General features: G+C 54.7%; 19 protein-coding genes. 5 read left to right on the top strand and 14 right to left on the bottom strand.

Translation table 11 applies throughout. The features are described from left to right. Positions 1-120: 120 nt before the first annotated feature. Genes cpdA through nudF form a run of 3 tightly spaced genes read right to left on the bottom strand, consistent with a single transcriptional unit; the run spans position 121 to position 2,021 of the window. Complete coding sequence (cpdA, locus tag K0J45_RS02765; protein WP_220044155.1) at positions 121-960, bottom strand: 3',5'-cyclic-AMP phosphodiesterase; 840 nt, start codon at positions 958-960, stop codon at positions 121-123. A 9-nt stretch (positions 961-969) separates the two neighbouring features. Next, a complete protein-coding gene (locus tag K0J45_RS02760; protein ID WP_011864352.1) occupies positions 970-1,416 on the bottom strand; it encodes a DUF1249 domain-containing protein in 447 nt (148 codons plus the stop codon). Further along, positions 1,413-2,021, bottom strand: a complete 609-nt coding sequence (gene nudF / locus K0J45_RS02755) for an ADP-ribose diphosphatase (protein ID WP_220044154.1) — start codon at positions 2,019-2,021, stop codon at positions 1,413-1,415. The genes K0J45_RS02760 and nudF overlap by 4 nt, the downstream gene beginning before the upstream one ends. 284 nt (positions 2,022-2,305) lie before the next feature. On the opposite strand from nudF, the gene tolC reads away from it, so the two are divergent. Next, positions 2,306-3,631 (top strand): outer membrane channel protein TolC, encoded by a 1,326-nt coding sequence (gene tolC / locus K0J45_RS02750; protein ID WP_041406334.1) that lies wholly within the window; start codon positions 2,306-2,308, stop codon positions 3,629-3,631. 66 nt (positions 3,632-3,697) lie between these two features. Here tolC and K0J45_RS02745 read toward each other — a convergent pair whose 3' ends face one another. From K0J45_RS02745 to K0J45_RS02735, 3 genes are read right to left on the bottom strand one after another with little or no spacing between them, the layout of a single operon-like run. Continuing rightward, positions 3,698-4,456, bottom strand: a complete 759-nt coding sequence (locus K0J45_RS02745) for a TIGR04219 family outer membrane beta-barrel protein (RefSeq protein WP_220044153.1) — start codon at positions 4,454-4,456, stop codon at positions 3,698-3,700. Between the two features lie 4 nt (positions 4,457-4,460). Then, a complete protein-coding gene (locus tag K0J45_RS02740) occupies positions 4,461-5,432 on the bottom strand; it encodes a DUF2333 family protein (protein ID WP_220044152.1) in 972 nt (323 codons plus the stop codon). Positions 5,433-5,444: 12 nt separating this feature from the next. Then, on the bottom strand, positions 5,445-5,912 hold the full coding sequence (locus K0J45_RS02735) for a copper chaperone PCu(A)C (RefSeq protein WP_220044151.1): 468 nt from the start codon (positions 5,910-5,912) through the stop codon (positions 5,445-5,447). A 49-nt stretch (positions 5,913-5,961) separates the two neighbouring features. Here K0J45_RS02735 and K0J45_RS02730 point away from each other — a divergent pair, with 49 nt between their 5' ends. After that, positions 5,962-6,699, top strand: a complete 738-nt coding sequence (locus K0J45_RS02730) for an enoyl-CoA hydratase (RefSeq protein ID WP_220044150.1) — start codon at positions 5,962-5,964, stop codon at positions 6,697-6,699. Between the two features lie 15 nt (positions 6,700-6,714). Here K0J45_RS02730 and K0J45_RS02725 read toward each other — a convergent pair whose 3' ends face one another. The 6 genes from K0J45_RS02725 to K0J45_RS02700 form a co-directional block, all read right to left on the bottom strand. Further along, complete coding sequence (locus K0J45_RS02725; RefSeq protein ID WP_220044148.1) at positions 6,715-7,074, bottom strand: hypothetical protein; 360 nt, start codon at positions 7,072-7,074, stop codon at positions 6,715-6,717. 18 nt (positions 7,075-7,092) lie between these two features. Then, complete coding sequence (locus K0J45_RS02720) at positions 7,093-7,299, bottom strand: PspC domain-containing protein (RefSeq protein WP_144199788.1); 207 nt, start codon at positions 7,297-7,299, stop codon at positions 7,093-7,095. A gap of 180 nt (positions 7,300-7,479) precedes the next feature. Beyond that, the gene (locus K0J45_RS02715) at positions 7,480-7,758 is read right to left on the bottom strand and encodes a hypothetical protein (protein ID WP_011864343.1); all 279 of its coding nucleotides are present in this window, start codon (positions 7,756-7,758) and stop codon (positions 7,480-7,482) included. 286 nt (positions 7,759-8,044) lie between these two features. Further along, positions 8,045-9,034, bottom strand: coding sequence for a tRNA dihydrouridine(20/20a) synthase DusA (dusA, locus tag K0J45_RS02710; protein WP_011864342.1), 990 nt, complete (start codon positions 9,032-9,034; stop codon positions 8,045-8,047). 196 nt (positions 9,035-9,230) lie between these two features. Next, complete coding sequence (locus K0J45_RS02705) at positions 9,231-9,884, bottom strand: single-stranded DNA-binding protein (RefSeq protein WP_220044147.1); 654 nt, start codon at positions 9,882-9,884, stop codon at positions 9,231-9,233. A gap of 72 nt (positions 9,885-9,956) precedes the next feature. Beyond that, the gene (locus tag K0J45_RS02700; RefSeq protein ID WP_220044146.1) at positions 9,957-11,324 is read right to left on the bottom strand and encodes an MFS transporter; all 1,368 of its coding nucleotides are present in this window, start codon (positions 11,322-11,324) and stop codon (positions 9,957-9,959) included. Between the two features lie 202 nt (positions 11,325-11,526). Here K0J45_RS02700 and uvrA point away from each other — a divergent pair, with 202 nt between their 5' ends. The 3 genes from uvrA (at position 11,527) to K0J45_RS02685 (ending at position 17,560) form a co-directional block, all read left to right on the top strand. After that, positions 11,527-14,352, top strand: a complete 2,826-nt coding sequence (uvrA, locus tag K0J45_RS02695; RefSeq protein WP_220044144.1) for an excinuclease ABC subunit UvrA — start codon at positions 11,527-11,529, stop codon at positions 14,350-14,352. Positions 14,353-14,484: 132 nt separating this feature from the next. After that, positions 14,485-15,513, top strand: coding sequence for a M28 family peptidase (locus K0J45_RS02690; RefSeq protein WP_220044143.1), 1,029 nt, complete (start codon positions 14,485-14,487; stop codon positions 15,511-15,513). Between the two features lie 247 nt (positions 15,514-15,760). Further along, a complete protein-coding gene (locus K0J45_RS02685; protein WP_011864337.1) occupies positions 15,761-17,560 on the top strand; it encodes a DEAD/DEAH box helicase in 1,800 nt (599 codons plus the stop codon). A 72-nt stretch (positions 17,561-17,632) separates the two neighbouring features. Here K0J45_RS02685 and K0J45_RS02680 read toward each other — a convergent pair whose 3' ends face one another. Continuing rightward, complete coding sequence (locus K0J45_RS02680) at positions 17,633-18,775, bottom strand: NAD(P)/FAD-dependent oxidoreductase (protein ID WP_350355021.1); 1,143 nt, start codon at positions 18,773-18,775, stop codon at positions 17,633-17,635. 3 nt (positions 18,776-18,778) lie between these two features. After that, complete coding sequence (locus tag K0J45_RS02675; protein ID WP_258406753.1) at positions 18,779-18,994, bottom strand: cysteine-rich CWC family protein; 216 nt, start codon at positions 18,992-18,994, stop codon at positions 18,779-18,781. Between the last annotated feature and the right edge of the window lie 20 nt (positions 18,995-19,014).

Below are 19,014 nucleotides of genomic sequence, written 5' to 3'. Positions count from 1 at the left end.
CCTAACATCTGCAGCCAAGTATCGGGCATCCAGATGCTAACACCGGCGCGGCGATTAACCAAATATTAACCCCGCCAATGCCAAGCAAACTGCTCGCTATCTGCTTGCCAGAGTGAGCAGCTAGTAACCGCTGGAGTCGTGGTCCGGTGAAAACTTGTTGCCGGGCACCCGGTAGACGTTGGCCAAGATGCTGCCGTCTGGCTTTAACTCAAGCAGGCGATAACCTGGCTGCTGGGCATCGAGGGCGAAATAGGGAGACTTGGGCTTAAACTGGATGCAGGTAGAAGGCGTTGCCATCAACTTCACCGGGCCACTCTTGCCCTGGTAGAACTGATCCAGGCTCTGATGTACATGGCCCCACAGCAGGCCCTTGACCTGAGGCATGGCCGTCACTCTGTCGAGAAATGCCTCGCCATTGTCCATGCAGTGTTGATCCAGCCATTTACAATCCACCAGAATCGGATTGTGATGCATCACCAACAGGGTATGCAGCTCGGGATGGGCCGCCACCGCCGCCTCGATCAACTCCATCTCGCTGTCGGCCATATGCCCGCCAGGCTTCCCCCTAACGGTGGAGTCCAGCATGATGATTTGCCACTTTCCCACCAGGATCCGCCTATCGCCGTAGACTCTGGGGCCCTGCATATGCAGATGCATAATGCGCGGATCATCGTGATTGCCCGGCAGGTAGTGACAAGGAAGGTTTAATTTTTCGATCGCGGCGACGAAGTTATGGTAAGACTGATTGGAATAATCTTGGCTAATGTCGCCGGTGGCCAATAAGAGATGTGCCGGATAATCGACGGCCTTAATAGTGTTCAACACAGCATCCAAGCTATGTGCGGTATTCACACCCAGCAGTTGCGCCTCGGGATCAGCAAACAGATGAGGGTCCGTCACCTGGACCAGCTTTACGCTCTCATCGTGATCGATGGAATAAGAGATAGCCTCTTTTAGCACATTAAAACCCTAAGATTCGGACTGACAAATGATGCGGGCATGGTTGTCAATCTTGAGTAACTCTTCAAGAAAAGCATTTACCTGATACTTTTCGTCTCTATGGTACATACGTATATTTGGATAATCATATACTGGTCTTAATCGATAAATCTGTCGACTAGTTAACACTTCTGCTAATTTAGCGTCATGGTAAACACGCACTACAACTTTAGGCGTATCAACGTATTGCGCGATTTTCAGCGGACGGGAGATCTCAATTAATTGGGTATATTGGGTGTTTTCCAGCAGCTTAACCTCAAGGCAACCGAAGTCTCCCTCGACCTGCCAGGACTGCCCCTGCTCATAGCCCGCTGGCAGCCAGCGTAATATATTGAAGTAGTTACGACTACACAAGGCGAGAAAACGACTCACGTTTGCCTGATAGTCCGGCTTGCGCTTATTTAACGACAGGCTCACTTGGCGGCCCTTAGGGTTTGGTAGTTGAGCTGCAGCCACTGTAGGCCGATCACCGTCGAGGCGTTATTGATGGTGCCATCTTGCAATAGTTGAAAGGCTGCCTCACGGGGCATCACGTGCACCTTGATATCCTCATGTTCATCATCCAGGCCATGCAGGCCATCGGCCTGACTGGCGTCGACTCTGGCCCAGTAGAAATCGAATCGCTCGCTGGTGCCGCCGGGACTGGAAAAATATTGACTGATATAGTGCATCTCGCTAGCCACCAGGCCAGACTCTTCGAGCAGTTCACGGTGAGCCACCTGCTCGGCGCTCTCCCCCTCCTCTATCATGCCGGCAACAAACTCCAGCAGCCAAGGGGTGGTTGCGGCATTCACCACGGGAATGCGTATCTGCTCAATCAGCACCACCTTGTCGCTCACGGGGTCATAGGGCAGCACGACCACGGCATGGCCGCGCTCGAACACTTCACGCACCACTTCCGGGCTCCAGCCACCGGCAAACAGCCTATGTTTGAATCTGTACTCTTCCATACGAAAGAACCCCTGAAAAAGGGTTCGTTTTCCCAGCATCTGTACATCTTCATTGGTGAATTTCTGACTCATTACCCGTCCCGCGACTCAGTTAGTAAATGCTTATCCCCAAGGGCTCTCAATATACCATGTAGACCACTAAAAAATGCAGACTTACCGTTAAAAACTGTTACACTTCCTAGTTGACTTAAAAATGGTTAATTTCTTAATATCTTAACCTTAATAAGTTTAGATGTATCGGGAAGCGTCGGGAAGCGCAAACCGCTTCGCGCAAATGATTTGCGCTGAAGCATCACTTAACTTTATTAAGTAAATGGCTCCGCCTCGGAGTATTTATGTCTAAAAAAGGACAGCTAATGAAATTTAAGATCCGCACCTTATGTGCAGCGTTGACTCTCGCGGCAACGACTTCTGCCGTGCATGCCGACGATCTACTGCAGATATATCAGCAGGCCCTTACCAATGATCCGATTGCGCTCCAGGCACAAGCGCAGCGCGACCGTCTCTACGAGCAGATCGAAGAGAACCGCGCCCCCTTGCTACCTACCATCAGCGCCAGCGTAGGCTATGGAAAGAGCTGGACCAATGTTGATGATGACAAGTACAACAGCGGACTCGATGCTGGAGTGTCACTCAAGCAGGTGATCTATGATCACAGCGCCTGGGTCGGACTCGACCTCGCGGAGCTTGCGGCGTCACAGGCCGATGCCGCCTACGCCTCGACACTTCAGTCACTCATCATTCGTGTTACAGGCGCCTACTTCGACGTCTTAGCCGCGAAAGATAACTATGAATTCAAAGGCGCCGAGAAGCGTGCCATCGAGCGTCAGCTCGAGCAGACCAAGCAGCGTTTCGCCGTGGGTCTCACCGCGATCACCGACGTACACGAGGCTCAGGCCCAGTATGACTTGGCCCGCGCATCGGAAATCCTGGCGGAAAACCAGCTGATCAACAGCTACGAAGCCCTCAGAGAGATCACCGGCATAGACCACAAGTCTATCGATATTCTGGATACCACACGTTTCACCGCGGTACCGCCAACCCCAGCCATGCCAAACGATTGGTTGAAGATGGCCGAGACCAGCAGTGTGGATCTGTTAACCACGCGTATCGGTAAAGATATCGCCCAGCAGACCATCTCGCTCTACAAGGCGGGCCACATGCCGTCTCTGAGCCTGAATGCCGGTTACACCACCAACCTAAATCAGAAAAATCAGGCAGGTGATCTGAGCGATTACGACAACGCCAACGTGGGTCTGACCCTGAGCGTGCCTATCTTCGAAGGCTTTAAGGTGAGCTCTAAGGTCAACCAGGCGCAGTACCAATACGTAGAAGCCAGCGAGAAGATGGAACAGACCTACCGCAAGGTAGTAAAAGATGTGCGCAACAACTTCAACAACGTTGGTGCCTCTATTAGCTCTATCCGCGCCTATGAGCAATCGGTGATCTCTTCTGAGAGCGCACTGAAAGCGACCCAGGCAGGTTTCGAGGTGGGTACCCGTACTATCGTTGACGTACTCAACCGTACCCGTGACCTGTATGACTCTAAGCGTCAGCTCTCTAACGCCCGTTATGGCTATATCAACTCTATCCTGGCGTTGAAACAAGCGACTGGCACCCTGAGCGAAGACGATGTCATCGCCATCAACAATGGCCTGAAGGCCCCTGAAGTCAGTCAGTAAGAGATCAGGCTTTAGATACAAAAAAACCGCCATCATGGCGGTTTTTTTATGTCTGCAAACTAGCTATTAGAAGACTAGCTCAACCCCGGCGAAATAGCCTTTGAACTGCATGTTGGCGGTCACGCCATTGAAGTCATTCACGTCGAAGTTAAAGTCGCGGTAACCGACACGCACCTTGGTATCTAGCGCCACGCCGTCAAACTGCCAACCCAGACCCACTTGATAATCGTAGACGCTGCTCTCGTCAATGCCCTGCATCACGTCGGCAAAACCATACAGACCCAGGCCAGGAATGCCCACCTCGGCATTGGCGTAAGCCATGACCACACCGTCGCTAAGATCTTTCTGCGCGTAAGCCCCTACCACGCCAGATGGCGAGATCTGATGTACGCGGAAAGAGCCGTGCATCTTCTTGTAGGCGGCGCCGAGATCCAGTGCCACTATGTCGTTATCCAGCAGCTCATAGTAGAGCACGAAGTCGGTATTGCTCAGGTTGCTTGCCGTGGTCACATCGTCGCTAAATACGCGATCGCCGAATGTCCAGTCGCCGGTCAACGTCGCCTTGCCATCTGCATCCAGGCGGTTTTCGCGGATCTTCAGGTTAGGCACTAAAGGGATAGGATGCTCGATGGCGACCCAGATGCTGCCCTGAGATGAAGAGCTGTAATCAAACTCTTGTTGAGCCTGGCCCTTCTGAGCAAAGGTACCCTCGGTGTCGGCGTTCCAGTAGTCGCCGCCCACCTTGAAGCCAACTACAGTAGCCGCCTGTGCAGATGTCGCTGCCAAAGACCCGAGCAGAGCACATGCAAGTAGTGTTTTTTTCATCTAATTAGCCTTGAGTCAATAAGTTAGTTAAATCGATCACCGCGGCATTGGCGCGGGAAATATAATTGGCCATCACCAGCGAGTGGTTGGCCACTATGCCAAACCCAGAACCGTTCAACACGATCGGGCTCCACACAGGCTGCTGTGCCTCTTCCAGCTCACGAATGATCTGCTGCAAGCTGACCTCAGCATTTTTCTTCTTCAATACGTCGGCAAAATCTACCTCAATAGCCTTCATAAAGTTCAGCAGTGCCCAGGTGGCGCCACGGGTTTCATAGAAGACATCGTCTATCTGCCACCAGCCGGTCTTGATCTCCTGGCTGGCCAGATTAGGCGTCGACTGGCTGGCCTCAGTGTCACCGGCGAGATCGGTATTGATCCGCTCCTGGCCGACACTGGCAGACAGGCGCTGCGACATGCTGCCCAGGCGCTTCTGCACCTCTTTGAGCCACTCGTTGAGGTTATCGGCGCGGGCGTAGAACTGAGCATCGGGATTATTGGTGTCGGCGATTCGGGCGCGATAGAGCTTGAGCAGCTTGATGGCGTCACGATACTCGCCCTCGGCGCTCGGCACTAACCAGCTGGTGTGTTCGATATTCAGCTTAGAGTGGGCCGCCAGCAGGTCTTTGTCGGCGGTCGACTGCGATTGGGAACGGCTAAATTCCTTGCGCATTATCAGCGCCAGATCCCGCGCCTGCTCGATGGCGCCAAACTCGAAGGCGGGCATGTTATCCATAAACAGCGAGGGAGGCATCACATCGTTAGACAACCAGCCACCGTTCTTATCGAGGAGGGTTTCCATGGTCAAAATCAAAGAGGTAGTGGTCGCGTAGCCCACTATCTTATGGCCCGTCTCGTTATTGAGCTGATGGGGCTCTATGCTGTCTGGCTCTACGCTCCACCATACGCTGATGATGTAGCCAATCAAAAATAAGACGGCGGCCGCCAGGCTGACCCGTTTCCATGTTACCTGCATACTCTTACTCCATTAATGGTGATGATGGTGCTCGCCATCATCTTGTGTCGCTATCGCTTGCTTGCTCACCGGCAGCGTTAGCTGCTGCTCGCTGCCATCGCTAAACTTTAGCCTTAACACCACTTCCTGTCCTTCCGTCAGCGGTTTTTTTAATCCTAGCAGCATCACGTGCTTACCCGAGGGCATGAGCTCCAGGTTAGCGTGGCTGGCCAGGGTAAATTTGGGGAGTTGGCGCATCTTCACTACGCCCTCTTCTTCCACCAAGGTGTGTAGCTGCGCCTCGGCGGCTACCTTTGTGTCGACGCCAACGAGATCGACCTCAGGCCCATGGTTCATCAGGGTGAAATAGGCGGCGGTATTGGGCACACTCGGCGGCATGGCCCTGACATAGCCATCGACAAACATGACGTTTGCCAATACGGAAAATGAAGTGCATGATAGCAGGACAAAATTAAACGCGTGTTTGAAAATCTGTTTCAATGCCTTAAACTCCTTTTTAACCCATCTGCCAAATAAGGATTATTGACCCATGAGTAACATTCAATTTCAGGATGAGCAGGGCGTACGCATCATCACGATCAATCGCCCCGACAAACGCAACGCGCTTAACCTTGAGATGTATGCTCGGCTCACAGAATACCTTATCCAAGGGGAGTCAGACAACGGAATTAACGCCTTTCTCCTCAAAGGCGAAGGCGATTGTTTCACCTCGGGTAACGATGTTGCCGACTTTTTAAAAAATAGTGACTTAGGACAGAATCATCCTACCGTCAGATTCCTGTTCACCCTGCTGGAGCTCACTAAACCTCTGGTCGCCGCCGTGGCCGGTCCTGCGGTCGGCATAGGCACGACCCTGCTGCTGCATTGCGACCTGGTATATGCCGACAATACGGCCAAGTTTCAGCTGCCCTTCGTCAATCTGGCGCTGGTGCCCGAGGCCGGTGCCAGCCTTCTACTGCCCCGCCTAGTCGGTCAGACCAAGGCCAGCGAATTGCTATTGCTCGGTGAGGCCTTCGATGCCCAGAGCGCCCTATCGATGGGACTTATCAACGATCTGCTGCCAAGCGATGAGTTGATGAGTCATGCCCTGAGCCAAAGCGTCAAGCTAGCGAAGAAGCCACCTCAAGCACTCAGAGCCAGTCGCAGGCTAATACGCGGCGACAGCGAACTCATCAGAGAGCAGATGCAAAAAGAGTTGGAAGAGTTTGCCGTTCGCCTGCAAAGCGATGAGGCCAAGGCGCAGTTTAATGCCTTCCTGAGCAGATAAAGAAATTGGGCCCGGCTAGTCGACCCGGCTAGCCTGACCTACACCCCAGGCCGCCAGCAGTAATAGGAGAATCGGCCAAAACAGCGAAAAGCCGGCAAACAGCATGGCGATGGCGCTTAGCACGCAAAAAGAAGAAACCAGGGCGATAAAACTAAAGGCCAGGGTAAGCCAGAGTAACAGAATCAATAACAGGGCACTGACCAGCGCCGTACTCCACAAGCCTATGTCGATCCACTGGGGCGACTCCAGGCTGATATAAAACCAACGCGCTTCAAAGTAATGTCCCAGCATCATCAGCACCGCTGCGACTATAAGGATGACACCCAGGGCCAGCAAGATATCCAGCGCTTTTTGTAAATTCGTACGTCCCTTCACGCTCTTAATTCCTAACGGCTAGTAGCCTGGTTTCCATTTCGGCAGAACGAGTGCCAATACAAAATACACTAACAAGACGAAGGCCGGATTCATAAAGGCTGCCACGGCCCACACGACGCGAGTCCATAGGCAAGACCAGGCAAATTTGTCTGCCGTCATCGCCGCCACACCACACACTATGCTGCGAGGATTTTTTAGCCTTCTTACCAGATCATCGATATTCATAATACTTGTCCTTACTATCAACAAATTCAGGAGCCCCGGCTATAACACCTTATGCCATTTCAAGGTACAGACTAAGGTTGCGCAGAGCGCGAAGCTCAATACTGGGAGCAGTAACAGTGCTGCCAACTCAAACAGATAAGTCATAACAATTCCCCAAACTATGGTAATCCTTTACCAGAGTTATTCCTTAACCATCGCACTCTTCATCGGTGCTTCTTCACTCTTGGTCGCCGTTTCTGCCAGCTTAAGGTTAGTGTCGAATAGCGACTCTGACAGCTGCGCCTGCAGTGAAAGTGTCAGTTCTTGCTGAGCAGTCACCATCATCTCCTGCATCTGAGTCGCCAAATGACGCTCCAGCTTGGCGGTGATATCTGTTGGGATAAAGTCATCTGCCGAGGCAGAGAAGCTAGCACCTACAAGTAGAGAGGCGATTAGCGATACTTTAGTTAGCTTGTTCATGATGTCTTCCTTTCCATTTCGTTTATGACATCTATGACAATACAAGGGGTGTGCCAACTTTATAAAAACAATATAAACACATGATAAGTATGGATTTATAAAATTTCATACCGCTAAGGCATTCATTAGGACTGAGGCGGCTGGTTAAGAAGATAGTGAGTTTCACTACCGGCTGGTAATTTTCACCACCTTTGGTGAAAAGTTTAAAAATTAGACAAAAAAAGCCGCTGAGGTATCAGCGGCTTTCTGCAATAATCTTGTTCAATACATTGTTTGTATTATGTTTTTATTTTAGCTCCATGCTGGCTCTGGCCTCATGCACCACGGCGATACCAGCACCAGGCTTATGAGCATTCTCGCTCAAATATCGACGCCAGGCGCGCGAACCCGCCTCTCCCTGGTACAAGCCTGTCATGTGACGGGTAATATGATTAAGGCGGCCACCGGACACTAGATGTTTCTCTATATAGGGAATCATATTCTCCAAAACGGCATCTCTGCTCAGTACTGGCTTGTCCAGGCCGCACAACTGCTGATCCACCTGAGCAAGCAAATAAGGATTCTGATAGGCTTCGCGGCCCACCATGACGCCGTCTAGCTGTTTAAGGTGCTCGCCGCACTCTTCAAGTGTCTTGACCCCACCATTGATGGAGATGCTCAACTGAGGGTAATCCTGCTTGAGGCGATACACCCTGTCATAGTCGAGCTCGGGGATCTCGCGGTTCTCCTTGGGACTCAGCCCCTGCAACCAGGCCTTACGGGCATGAATAATAAAGGTGTCGCAACCCGCCGCGCTCACCTTGTCGACAAACTCGGTGAGAAACTCATAACTGTCCTGCTCGTCAATGCCGATGCGGGTCTTCACCGTTACCGGAATATCCACTACCTCATTCATCGCCGCCACGCACTGAGCCACCAGATCAGGCTCGGCCATCAGGCAGGCGCCGAAACGGCCATTCTGCACGCGATCCGATGGGCAGCCCACATTGAGATTGACCTCATCATAGCCACGCTCCGCCGCCAGCTTGGCACACTTAGCTAAGTCTTCAGGATTAGATCCTCCCAGCTGCAGCGCCAGCGGATGCTCCTCCTGGTTATAGGCCAGATAGTCTCCCTTGCCATGAATGATCGCCCCAGTCGTCACCATCTCGGTATAGAGCAGCAACTCGGAAGACATCAGGCGCGCGAAATAGCGGTAATGCCTGTCGGTCCAGTCGAGCATTGGCGCAATGGAGAAGGTACGATTAATAGCAGTTGGCATAGTGGCAGATGACATAAATAAGGGTAACCCAAGTTTAGCAGTCGCCCTTTTTACGGGCTGGGCGCGCATTTTACACCGCATGGCGGTAAATGAACACTCCCACAGGGTGACGCCAATCGGCGCTCGGTAAGCAAAGCAAGGCGCGGCAGAGTCTAAGAAAAGAAAAACCCTGCCAAGGCAGGGTTTTAAGCAAACATTTGTCGACCTAATCCTAGAACGGGATATCGTCGTCCCAACCGTCATCCAGATCCGGCGTGAAGTTCTGTTGTGGCTGAGGTGCTGGACGCTGCTGCGGTGCCTGTTGCTGCGGAGCCTGTGGCTTAGGCGCATAGGCTGGAGCCTGCTGTGGCTGAGCGCCATAACCTTGCTGCTGTGGTGCAGCCTGTTGCTGGGCACCGTACCCACCTTGAGGAGCCGAGTGCTGTGGCTGCTGTGGACGCGCGGCTGGCGCCGACTGCTGTGGCGCGTACTGGTTTTGCTGTTGCGGCGCACCGTAACCTTGTTGGCCACCCTGACCGCCTTGGCCACGGCTATCCAGCATCTGCATCTCGTTAACGTTGATCTCTGTCTTGTAGCGATCTTGTCCGGTCTGCTGATCCTGCCACTTGCTGGTCTGCAGTTTACCTTCCAGATACACTTTCGAGCCCTTCTTCAGGTACTCACCGGCGATCTCCGCAAGACGACGGTACATTACAATGTTGTGCCATTCTGTACGTTCTTGCATCTGACCTTGCTGGTCTTTCCAAGACTCACTGGTCGCCACTGTAAAGTTGGCTACGGCGTTGCCGTTTGGCATGTAACGAACCTCAGGATCTTTCCCTAGGTTACCGACCAAAATTACCTTATTGACACCACGACTGGCCATTGAAATCTCCTGCGATAATCTTATAAATCTAAATTAGGTACAGATGCACGGCCGTACTCGACCGCGAATCTGTTAATTGGAAGAGCCTAACACAGCTCGCGCCTGTCTCAAATCGAAATGCTCATCAACTTTCAAATAAGCGACCTTCTCCTCAAGCACCACAATGGCCTCGGCCACGCCGGGCAGTTGCGACAACTCGGTCGCCATGGCGCGGGCCTGCTCTTTACCTTCCACCTCGGCTTCCAAGGTATAACTCTTTAACAGCACGGGGTTTTGCATCCCCAGAGTCAGCAGCAGCCACAGGCACATCAGGCCCAGTGCCACGGCAAACACACCGGCAGCTCCCAGCAGCTGATAGGCGCCGCCACCCAGCAGACCACCACAGAAGGCGCCGAGGAACTGACTGGTAGAGTAAACCCCCATGGCCGATCCCTTGTCGCCCACGGGACAGAACTTGGCGATCAGGCTAGGTAAGGATGCTTCGAGATAGTTGAAACCGGTAAAGAAGAGCACCACGGCGACGCTCAGCACCACCAGACTGTTGGCAAACAGCGCCATGGCGGCCAGGGCGGCGATCATGATAACCAGGGCAATCTGGAAGGTCGCCTTAGTGTTCTTCTTCTTCACCCCTATGATGATCAGCGGCACCATGAGGAAGAAGGCCCCCACGAAGGCGGGGAAATAGAGCATCCAGTGCTTCTCTTTCACCAGGCCCGCATCGACCAGATCCAGCGGCAGCGCGACAAATACGGCGGTCAGCACCAGATGCAGAATGAAGATCCCCGCATCCAATCGGAACAGCTGCGGATCGGTGAGCATCGCCTTGAGCTTGGCTGGTGCGGCCACAGTATCGCCTTTGGGCGCCTGACCTATGGGGTTAGGCACCAGCAGCTGCACTATCACCATCCCCAGCAAGGCGAGACCGGCCGTCATGGCAAACAGACCCGACAGACCAAGATGCTCGGCCACGATTGGGCCCACCAGCAGAGAGAGCGCGAAGGAGAAGCCGATGCACATGCCTATGATGGCCATCACCTTAGTGCGCTGCTCATCCCGGGTCAGGTCGGCGGCCAAGGCTAATACGGCGGCGGCAATTGCCCCCATCCCCTGCAGGGCACGTCCTGCGACGACACCATAGATAGAATCGGCCGAGGCGGCCAGCAGGCTGCCCAGCGCAAACAGGGCCAGGCCGATAAGAATGATAGGCTTGCGGCCATATCTGTCCGATAGGATCCCCATGGGGATCTGCAAGATGGCCTGGGTTAGGCCATAGGCCCCGATGGCTATCCCCACCCACAGGGGAGAGAATCCCTCAAGGTGTTGTCCGTACAACGCAAAGACAGGCATGATCATAAACAAGCCCATCATGCGTAGCCCAAATACACTGGCTAGTGAAAACGCGACTCTTTTCTCAGTCTTAGACAGTCCATTATTGGCCATTATTCGCCCTGATCTGTATTCATAAATAAGTCGCGCAGTTTATCACGAAGCGAAGAAATAGCTCAAAAAGAAAAGTTGAAGATGCGAGCAAAATGCGCAATTGCCCTCCCCCCATGGCCAGATCACAGGCTGGGCTTTTCTATGACCTAACTCAATTTTTATGCGATAATCAGTCTCTTTTTCGGCACATTCAGAGAGACAGATGGACAAGATTGAAGTTCGTGGCGCCCGCACCCACAATCTCAAAAACATCAACCTGACGATCCCCAGAGATAAGCTTATTGTGATCACTGGCCTGTCGGGTTCAGGAAAATCCTCACTCGCCTTCGACACCCTCTACGCCGAGGGCCAGCGTCGTTATGTCGAATCCTTGTCGGCTTATGCGCGCCAGTTCCTCAGCCTGATGGAGAAGCCAGATGTGGATCATATCGAGGGCCTGAGTCCGGCGATCTCAATCGAACAGAAATCGACCTCCCATAACCCGCGCTCCACCGTGGGCACCATCACAGAGATCTACGATTATCTGCGTCTGCTGTTTGCCCGCGTCGGCGAGCCGAGATGTCCGACCCACAACCAACCACTGGCGGCGCAGACCGTCAGCCAGATGGTCGACAAGGTACTCACCCTGCCCGAAGGCAGTCGGCAGATGCTGCTGGCCCCGGTGATCAACGACCGTAAGGGCGAGCACGTCAAGCTGCTGGACAGCCTGGCGGCCCAGGGCTTTATCCGCGCCCGTATCGACGGCGAGGTGTGCGATCTGTCCGATCCCCCGGCGCTTGAGCTGCATGTAAAGCACACCATTGAGGTGGTGGTGGATCGCTTCAAGGTGCGTGACGATCTGCAGCAGCGTCTGGCGGAGTCGTTCGAGACCGCGCTGGAACTCTCTGGCGGCATCGCCACGGTCGCCTCCATGGACGGCGACAGCGAAGAGCTGCTGTTCTCGGCCAACTTTGCCTGTACTCACTGTGGTTACTCCATGGCGGAGCTTGAACCGCGCATCTTCTCCTTCAACAATCCGGCCGGTGCCTGCCCCACCTGTGATGGCCTGGGCGTGCAGCAATTTTTCGATGCCGACAGGGTGATCACCAACACCGAACTCTCACTGGCCGGCGGCGCGATCCGCGGCTGGGACAGACGCAACTTCTACTATTTCCAGATGCTCACCTCGCTAGCGGAGCACTATAAGTTCGATGTCGAGGCGCCGTTTGAGAAGCTGAGCGCCAAGATACGTAACATAGTGCTGCACGGCTCGGGCAAGGAGAGCATAGCGTTCAAATACATTAACGATCGCGGCGACGTGGTGGTGCGTAACCATCCCTTCGAAGGGATCCTCAACAACATGGACAGACGCTACCGCGAGACTGAGTCTAACGCGGTGCGTGAAGAACTGGCCAAATACATCAACACTCAGGCCTGTAGCAGCTGTGGCGGCTCGCGCCTGCGTGAAGAGGCTCGCCATGTGTTTATCGAAGACCTTAACCTGCCGAGACTCACAGACTGGTCTATCGGCGAGGCGATGGAGTATTTCGAGCAGCTGAGCCTGACCGGTCAGCGGGCACAGATCGCCGAGAAGATCCTTAAGGAGGTGCGCGATCGCCTCGGCTTCCTGGTGAACGTCGGCCTCAACTATCTGAGCCTGTCACGCTCGGCCGATACCCTGTCCGGCGGCGAGGCCCAGCGTATCCGTCTGGCCAGCCAAATCGGCGCCGGCCTAGTCGGCGTCATGTATGTGCTGGATGAACCCTCCATCGGCCTGCACCAGCGAGACAACGAGCGCCTGCTTAACACCTTGATCCACTTGCGGGATCTCGGCAACACTGTCATCGTGGTCGAACACGACGAAGACGCCATCCGCATGGCGGATCATATTATCGACATCGGCCCGGGCGCCGGGGTGCATGGCGGTCAGGTGATCTGCGACGGCCCGCTCAAGGAGATCGTCGCCTGCGACGAGTCGGTCACCGGCCAATATATCTCGGGTAAGAAACAGATCCATATCAGCGAGAAACGTGCGCAATACGATGCCAGCAAGGTGATCGAACTCTTCGGCGCCTCGGGCAACAACCTCAAGCATGTCGACCTCACCATTCCCGTCGGCCTGTTTACCTGTGTCACTGGGGTATCGGGCTCGGGCAAGTCGACCCTGATCAACGACACCTTTTACAAGATCGCCCATCGCCAGCTCAACGGTGCCACGGTCGATGAACCCGCGCCTTATCAGAAAGTCTCAGGCATGGATCATTGCGACAAGGTGGTGGATATTGACCAGAGCCCCATCGGCCGCACGCCGCGCTCTAACCCGGCTACCTATACGGGGATCTTTACCCCGATCCGCGAGCTGTTTGCCGCCACCCAGGAGGCGAGAACCCGTGGCTACAAGCCGGGACGTTTCTCCTTCAACGTCAAAGGCGGACGCTGCGAGGCCTGTCAGGGCGATGGCCTAATCAAAGTTGAGATGCACTTCCTGCCGGATGTTTATGTGCCTTGTGACAGCTGTAAGAGCAAGCGCTATAACCGCGAGACCCTGGAGGTGCGCTACAAGGGCAAGAACATCCACGAGGTGCTTGAGATGACGGTCGAGGAGGCGCGGGAGTTCTTCGACGCCGTGCCGGCCATCGCCCGCAAGCTACAGACCCTGATGGAGGTCGGTCTCTCCTATATCGGCCTGGGTCAAAGTGCCACCACCCTCTCTGGCGGTGAGGCCCAGCGGGTCAAGCTGGCCAAGGAGCTGTCGAAACGCGATACCGGCAAGACCCTCTACATTCTGGATGAGCCAACCACGGGTCTGCATTTTGCCGATATTCAGCTGCTGCTGGATGTACTGCATCGCCTCAAGGCCCATGGCAACACCATAGTGGTTATCGAGCATAACCTGGATGTGATCAAGACGGCGGACTGGATCGTCGACCTCGGTCCAGAGGGCGGCTCCGGTGGCGGCACCATACTGGTCAGCGGCACACCTGAGCAGGTCGCCGAGCATCCAAGCTCCCACACGGCGCGCTTCCTTAAGCCGCTGTTAAAGGGCTAACTCAAGCCGCTATTGAAAGAGCAGCTCAAGCCGACGGCCTTAAGAAGCCAGCCTCGACAGGCTGGCTTTTTTGTTTCCTTCCCCGGCAAACAGGGGTAGCTTAGGAGTATTCACACCCGAGGATTGTCGTCATTGAGAAGCCGCTACGCCCTTGCCCATAAACGCAACTTGCGACTCGCACCACTGCTGCGGCTGTTAACACAGAACATGCTCGCACTAAGCCTACTCACGCTAGGCCTGGTAGGCTGCGCCGAGAGCCCGAACGATAGGCGCTGCGGCGATAAGTACCGGCTCGCCTGGAGCGATCAAGCACGGCTCCTCGCCCACGTCGAGACCCTCAGCAGCGATCAATTCGCCGGGCGCAAGACAGGCACAGACGGCGCCGCCCTGGCCAGAGATTACATAATCGGTCAGATGCAGCTGGCCGGCCTCACCCCCTGGCAGGGCCGTTTCGATCACGACTTTGAGTACGACTATCAGTTCGGCACCCGCCTTGGCACCAACATCATAGGCATATTGCCGGCAAGTCAGCCCAGCGACAGTTGGCGTCTGGTGGTCGCCCACTATGATCATCTGGGCAAGCAGGGCTATAAGCTCTATCACGGCGCCGACGATAACGCCTCGGGCGTCGCCGGCGTGCTTGAGATAGCCTTTCATAGCGCAAGCCTGCCAAGAGACGCTAACCTGATGTTTATCGCCACCGACGCCGAAGAGCCGGGCCTCTATGGTTCCAAGGCCTTTGTCGACGGCCTGATGACCCCTGATGCCAAGCTCAAGGCCAGTCAGATAGAGCTGATGGTCAACCTGGACATGATAGGCCGCCCCGCGCGCAACAGCCGTATTTACCTTGAGGGCCGCCGTGGATTTGGCCAGTTCGAACAGATCAAGGCCCGGCTGGAGCAGACGGTCAATCTTTGTATTCGCGCCAATCATCCCCCGGAAGCGGGCAAGACGATACAGAAGGTCGATTGGTTAAGAGCCTCAGATCATTATCCTTTTCATCAGGCGGGCATCCCCTGGCTCTACTTCGGCGTGCCGCCCCACAAGGATTACCACCAACCCAGTGACGAGGCGAGTAAGATAGATGTTAATTTTCTGGCCGCTGTTACGGAAACCGCCTATAAACTGTTAATAATTGACACTTATCTCTTGAATAACTAATACAAAACACAGGGATTTTTGTATTTTTGAAAAATGTAACTCACTGTTAACTAAATGGTTAAATTAACGACACCTGAGTTTACTGCGAAAATTATGCCAGGCGGTGGAAAGATCTCTGGCTTACTGTTATAATAACCGGCTTACTGATTCGTTTTCGGTGCGGGAAGTCGACACGGGGTTGATTTTCTGTCTTTTACATCTTTTGGTGCAGTCTCTGCACTTTAGTTACACCACAAGGCTACAACCCATGTCATCCAGTGAAAAAACTTTCCGCGAACTCGGCCTGTCCGAGCCTTTGTTGCGTGCTCTCGACGAGCTAGGTTATGAAAAACCTACCCCGATCCAGGCCGCCAGTATCGACCCCCTCATGGCGGGTAAAGATATTCTAGGCCAGGCGCAAACCGGTACGGGTAAAACCGGTGCCTTTGCCCTGCCCCTGCTCAACGCTATCGATCCTAACCGCAACGTACCACAAATTCTGGTACTGGCGCCGACCCGCGAACTGGCGGTACAGGTTGCCGAAGCCTTCGGTAGCTACTCTAAATTCATGAAAGGCCTGCACGTACTGCCAATCTACGGCGGTCAGAGCATGCATCAACAGCTTAACGCCCTGCGTCGTGGCCCTCAGATTGTCGTGGGTACACCGGGTCGTGTCATGGACCACATGCGTCGTGGCACCCTGAAGCTAGAGACACTCAACGCCTTGGTACTCGATGAGGCCGATGAAATGCTCAAGATGGGCTTTATCGACGACATCGAGTGGATCCTGGAGCACACGCCACAGGAGCGCCAACTGGCGCTGTTCTCGGCCACCATGCCTGAGCAGATCAAGCGCGTCGCCAACAAGTACCTGCAAACGCCGGTACACATCAGCATCGCCGCTAGCCACACCACGGTTGAGTCTATCGAGCAGCGCTTCGTGCAGGTGTCTCAGCACAACAAACTCGAGGCTCTGGTACGCGTACTGGAAGTTGAAAACACCGAAGGTATCATCATCTTCGTACGTACCCGTAATTCTTGTGTCGAACTGGCCGAGAAGCTGGAAGCCCGCGGCTATGCCTCTTCGCCACTGCATGGCGACATGAACCAACAAGCTCGTGAGCGCGCCGTCGATCAGCTTAAGCGTGGCAAGCTGGATATCCTGATCGCCACCGACGTGGCCGCCCGAGGTCTGGACGTTGAGCGTATCGGTCACGTGATCAACTATGATATCCCCTACGACACCGAAGCCTACGTACACCGTATTGGTCGTACCGGCCGCGCCGGTCGTACCGGTATGGCGATTCTGTTCGTCACCCACAGAGAGATGCGCATGCTGCGCACCATCGAGCGTGCGACCAAGAGCCGTATCTCACCGATGAACGTACCAAGCCCTGAGACAGTGGCCGAGCGTCGTCTGTCACGTCTGGGTGAGCAGGTTTCGAACACCATAGACAACGAGTCGCTGGACTTCATGCATGGCGCCGTTGCCCAGCTGTGTCAGCAACTGGAAGTGGACACCGAAGTGCTTGCCGCCGCACTGCTCAACATGGTGCAGCAGGAGCGTCCTCTGCAGCTGCCTCCTATTCAGGAGCGTCAGCGCGATAGCCGTGACGAGCGCAACTCGCGCGACCGTGGCGACCGCTCAGATCGTGCTCCTCGTGGCCGCCGCGAATCGCGTCCGACCCCGGCAAACCTGGGCCAAGCAGATACCCTGAAAGATCATCCAGACGTCAAGATGTGCCGTTACGTGCTCGACGTGGGCCGTGACCATGGCGTGGGTGTAGGCAACATCGTCGGCGCCGTTGCCAACGAAGCCAACATCGACAGCCGTTACATAGGTCAGATCCAATTGTTCGATCAGATCACCTCGATCGACCTGCCAGAAGGCATGCCAAAGGATGTCCTGCAACACCTGAAGAAGGTACGCGTATGTGGTAAGCCGCTAAACATCCGCGAAGCGGGCAGCGAAATCGTCAACGCCAGCGATGACAACCGAGCACCACGTCGTCGTAAGCCTGTGGGTGAGCGCAAGTCACACCGCAAGGGCAACAGAGACAACGGCTAACGCCCAGTCACTGGCGCGATTAAAGCGCGTGAACCCAATAAAAGGAGCCTAACGGCTCCTTTTTTTATGGCTTCATGGCATGCCTAACTGCTTGGAGACCTGCTCAGCAATAGCCAGACTCGCCGTTAATCCGGGTGATTCGATTCCCAAAAGATTCACTAAGCCTGGTATGCCATGCTGCGCCTCCCCCTGAATCATAAAATCAGCCACCTCGGTGTCATCGGGCCCTTGCAGCTTAGGGCGGATCCCGGCGTAATCCGGAACCAAACGATCGATATCTAAGCCAAGATAATAACGCGAAATCGCCTGATAAAAACGCTGGCGCAGCGCTGCTGGCACCCGATAATCTTCCTGGGAGTCGGGCGTCAGATACTGAGTATCCGGGCCAAACTTAAGCTGGCCGCCGAAATCTAAGGTGGCGTGGATCCCTAAGCCTTTCAGCCCAGGCTCGGGCACGGGATAGATGAGATGCGCAAACGGACTCTTGCCCTGATAGGCAAAGTAATGCCCCTTGCACCAATAAAGCTGTGGAATGAGGGGCTCTGCCAGCCCCTCAATACGCGTCGCCACCTCTGTGGCATATAGACCGGCGCAGTTGATCAGATAGCTGGTCTCCAGACTCACCCGCTCACCCTGCTGCATCAGCTCCACCCTAAAGCCATTCGCATCGGCCTGGGCGGTGATAAACTCGGTATGAGGGCAAAATATCGCGCCATACTCCTCCGCCTCGGCCAGCAGACTCAGCATCAAGCCATGACTGTCGACGATACCTGTAGAGGGTGAGAGTAACCCGGCAGACGCCTTGAGCGCCGGCTCGAGCACCTGCATTTGCTTATGACTAAGCGGCGCAAGATCATCGACCCCATTGGCCCGAGCTTGGGCCAGCAAGAAGTCGAGCTGCGCCTCCTGCTCGGCCTGAGTCGCCACTATCAGCTTACCCAAGGGATTCACGGCGATACCCCGGAGGCGACAATAGGCATACAGCTGCCGTTTACCCTCAACGCAAAGCTGCGCCTTGAGACTCCCCGTCGGGTAGTAGATCCCTGCGTGGATCACCTCACTGTTGCGACTGCTGATGCCAGTACCTAAGGTCTCGGCGCGATCTATGATCAACACATTACCAAAACGCCGACTCAAGCTAGCCGCCACCGCTAGCCCTACTACACCGGCACCAATAACGATCGCATCAAGCTTGTCCATGGTCGTTCTCGTCATCAATTAATCGACTCGCTTAACCCCTAACTCAGCCTCCAGCCTGAGCGCCTCGGCGCAGGCCTGACAGATACAAACATCTGGGGCTATGGCTTGGGACAACTGCGCCTTGGGCGCAAACGTCTGATGATGACACCAACAGGTATCACTCCCATGCCCCTCCACTACGGCGCACTGATTGGGCTGATGACACAGGGGGCACTGACTGGCATTGGTGCGCATAGAATCCATAGAGACTGAGT

This window comes from Shewanella alkalitolerans (assembly GCF_019457575.1).
Classification (GTDB): Bacteria; Pseudomonadota; Gammaproteobacteria; order Enterobacterales; family Shewanellaceae; genus Shewanella; species Shewanella loihica.
This window is presented reverse-complemented; position numbering and strand designations above follow the sequence as displayed.

What these genes read in the sequence shown, in the direction of transcription:
- K0J45_RS02705 (WP_220044147.1), bottom strand. Translation starts at nt 9,884, where the DNA reads ATGGCCAGTCGTGGTGTCAATAAGGTAATTTTGGTCGGTAACCTAGGG.
- K0J45_RS02740 (WP_220044152.1), bottom strand. Translation starts at nt 5,432, where the DNA reads ATGCAGGTAACATGGAAACGGGTCAGCCTGGCGGCCGCCGTCTTATTT.
- K0J45_RS02685 (WP_011864337.1), top strand. Translation starts at nt 15,761, where the DNA reads ATGTCATCCAGTGAAAAAACTTTCCGCGAACTCGGCCTGTCCGAGCCT.
- K0J45_RS02745 (WP_220044153.1), bottom strand. Translation starts at nt 4,456, where the DNA reads ATGAAAAAAACACTACTTGCATGTGCTCTGCTCGGGTCTTTGGCAGCG.
- K0J45_RS02730 (WP_220044150.1), top strand. Translation starts at nt 5,962, where the DNA reads ATGAGTAACATTCAATTTCAGGATGAGCAGGGCGTACGCATCATCACG.
- K0J45_RS02675 (WP_258406753.1), bottom strand. Translation starts at nt 18,994, where the DNA reads ATGCGCACCAATGCCAGTCAGTGCCCCCTGTGTCATCAGCCCAATCAG.
- K0J45_RS02720 (WP_144199788.1), bottom strand. Translation starts at nt 7,299, where the DNA reads ATGAATATCGATGATCTGGTAAGAAGGCTAAAAAATCCTCGCAGCATA.
- tolC (WP_041406334.1), top strand. Translation starts at nt 2,306, where the DNA reads ATGAAATTTAAGATCCGCACCTTATGTGCAGCGTTGACTCTCGCGGCA.
- nudF (WP_220044154.1), bottom strand. Translation starts at nt 2,021, where the DNA reads ATGAGTCAGAAATTCACCAATGAAGATGTACAGATGCTGGGAAAACGA.
- uvrA (WP_220044144.1), top strand. Translation starts at nt 11,527, where the DNA reads ATGGACAAGATTGAAGTTCGTGGCGCCCGCACCCACAATCTCAAAAAC.
- dusA (WP_011864342.1), bottom strand. Translation starts at nt 9,034, where the DNA reads ATGTCATCTGCCACTATGCCAACTGCTATTAATCGTACCTTCTCCATT.
- K0J45_RS02680 (WP_350355021.1), bottom strand. Translation starts at nt 18,775, where the DNA reads ATGACGAGAACGACCATGGACAAGCTTGATGCGATCGTTATTGGTGCC.
- K0J45_RS02700 (WP_220044146.1), bottom strand. Translation starts at nt 11,324, where the DNA reads ATGGCCAATAATGGACTGTCTAAGACTGAGAAAAGAGTCGCGTTTTCA.
- K0J45_RS02715 (WP_011864343.1), bottom strand. Translation starts at nt 7,758, where the DNA reads ATGAACAAGCTAACTAAAGTATCGCTAATCGCCTCTCTACTTGTAGGT.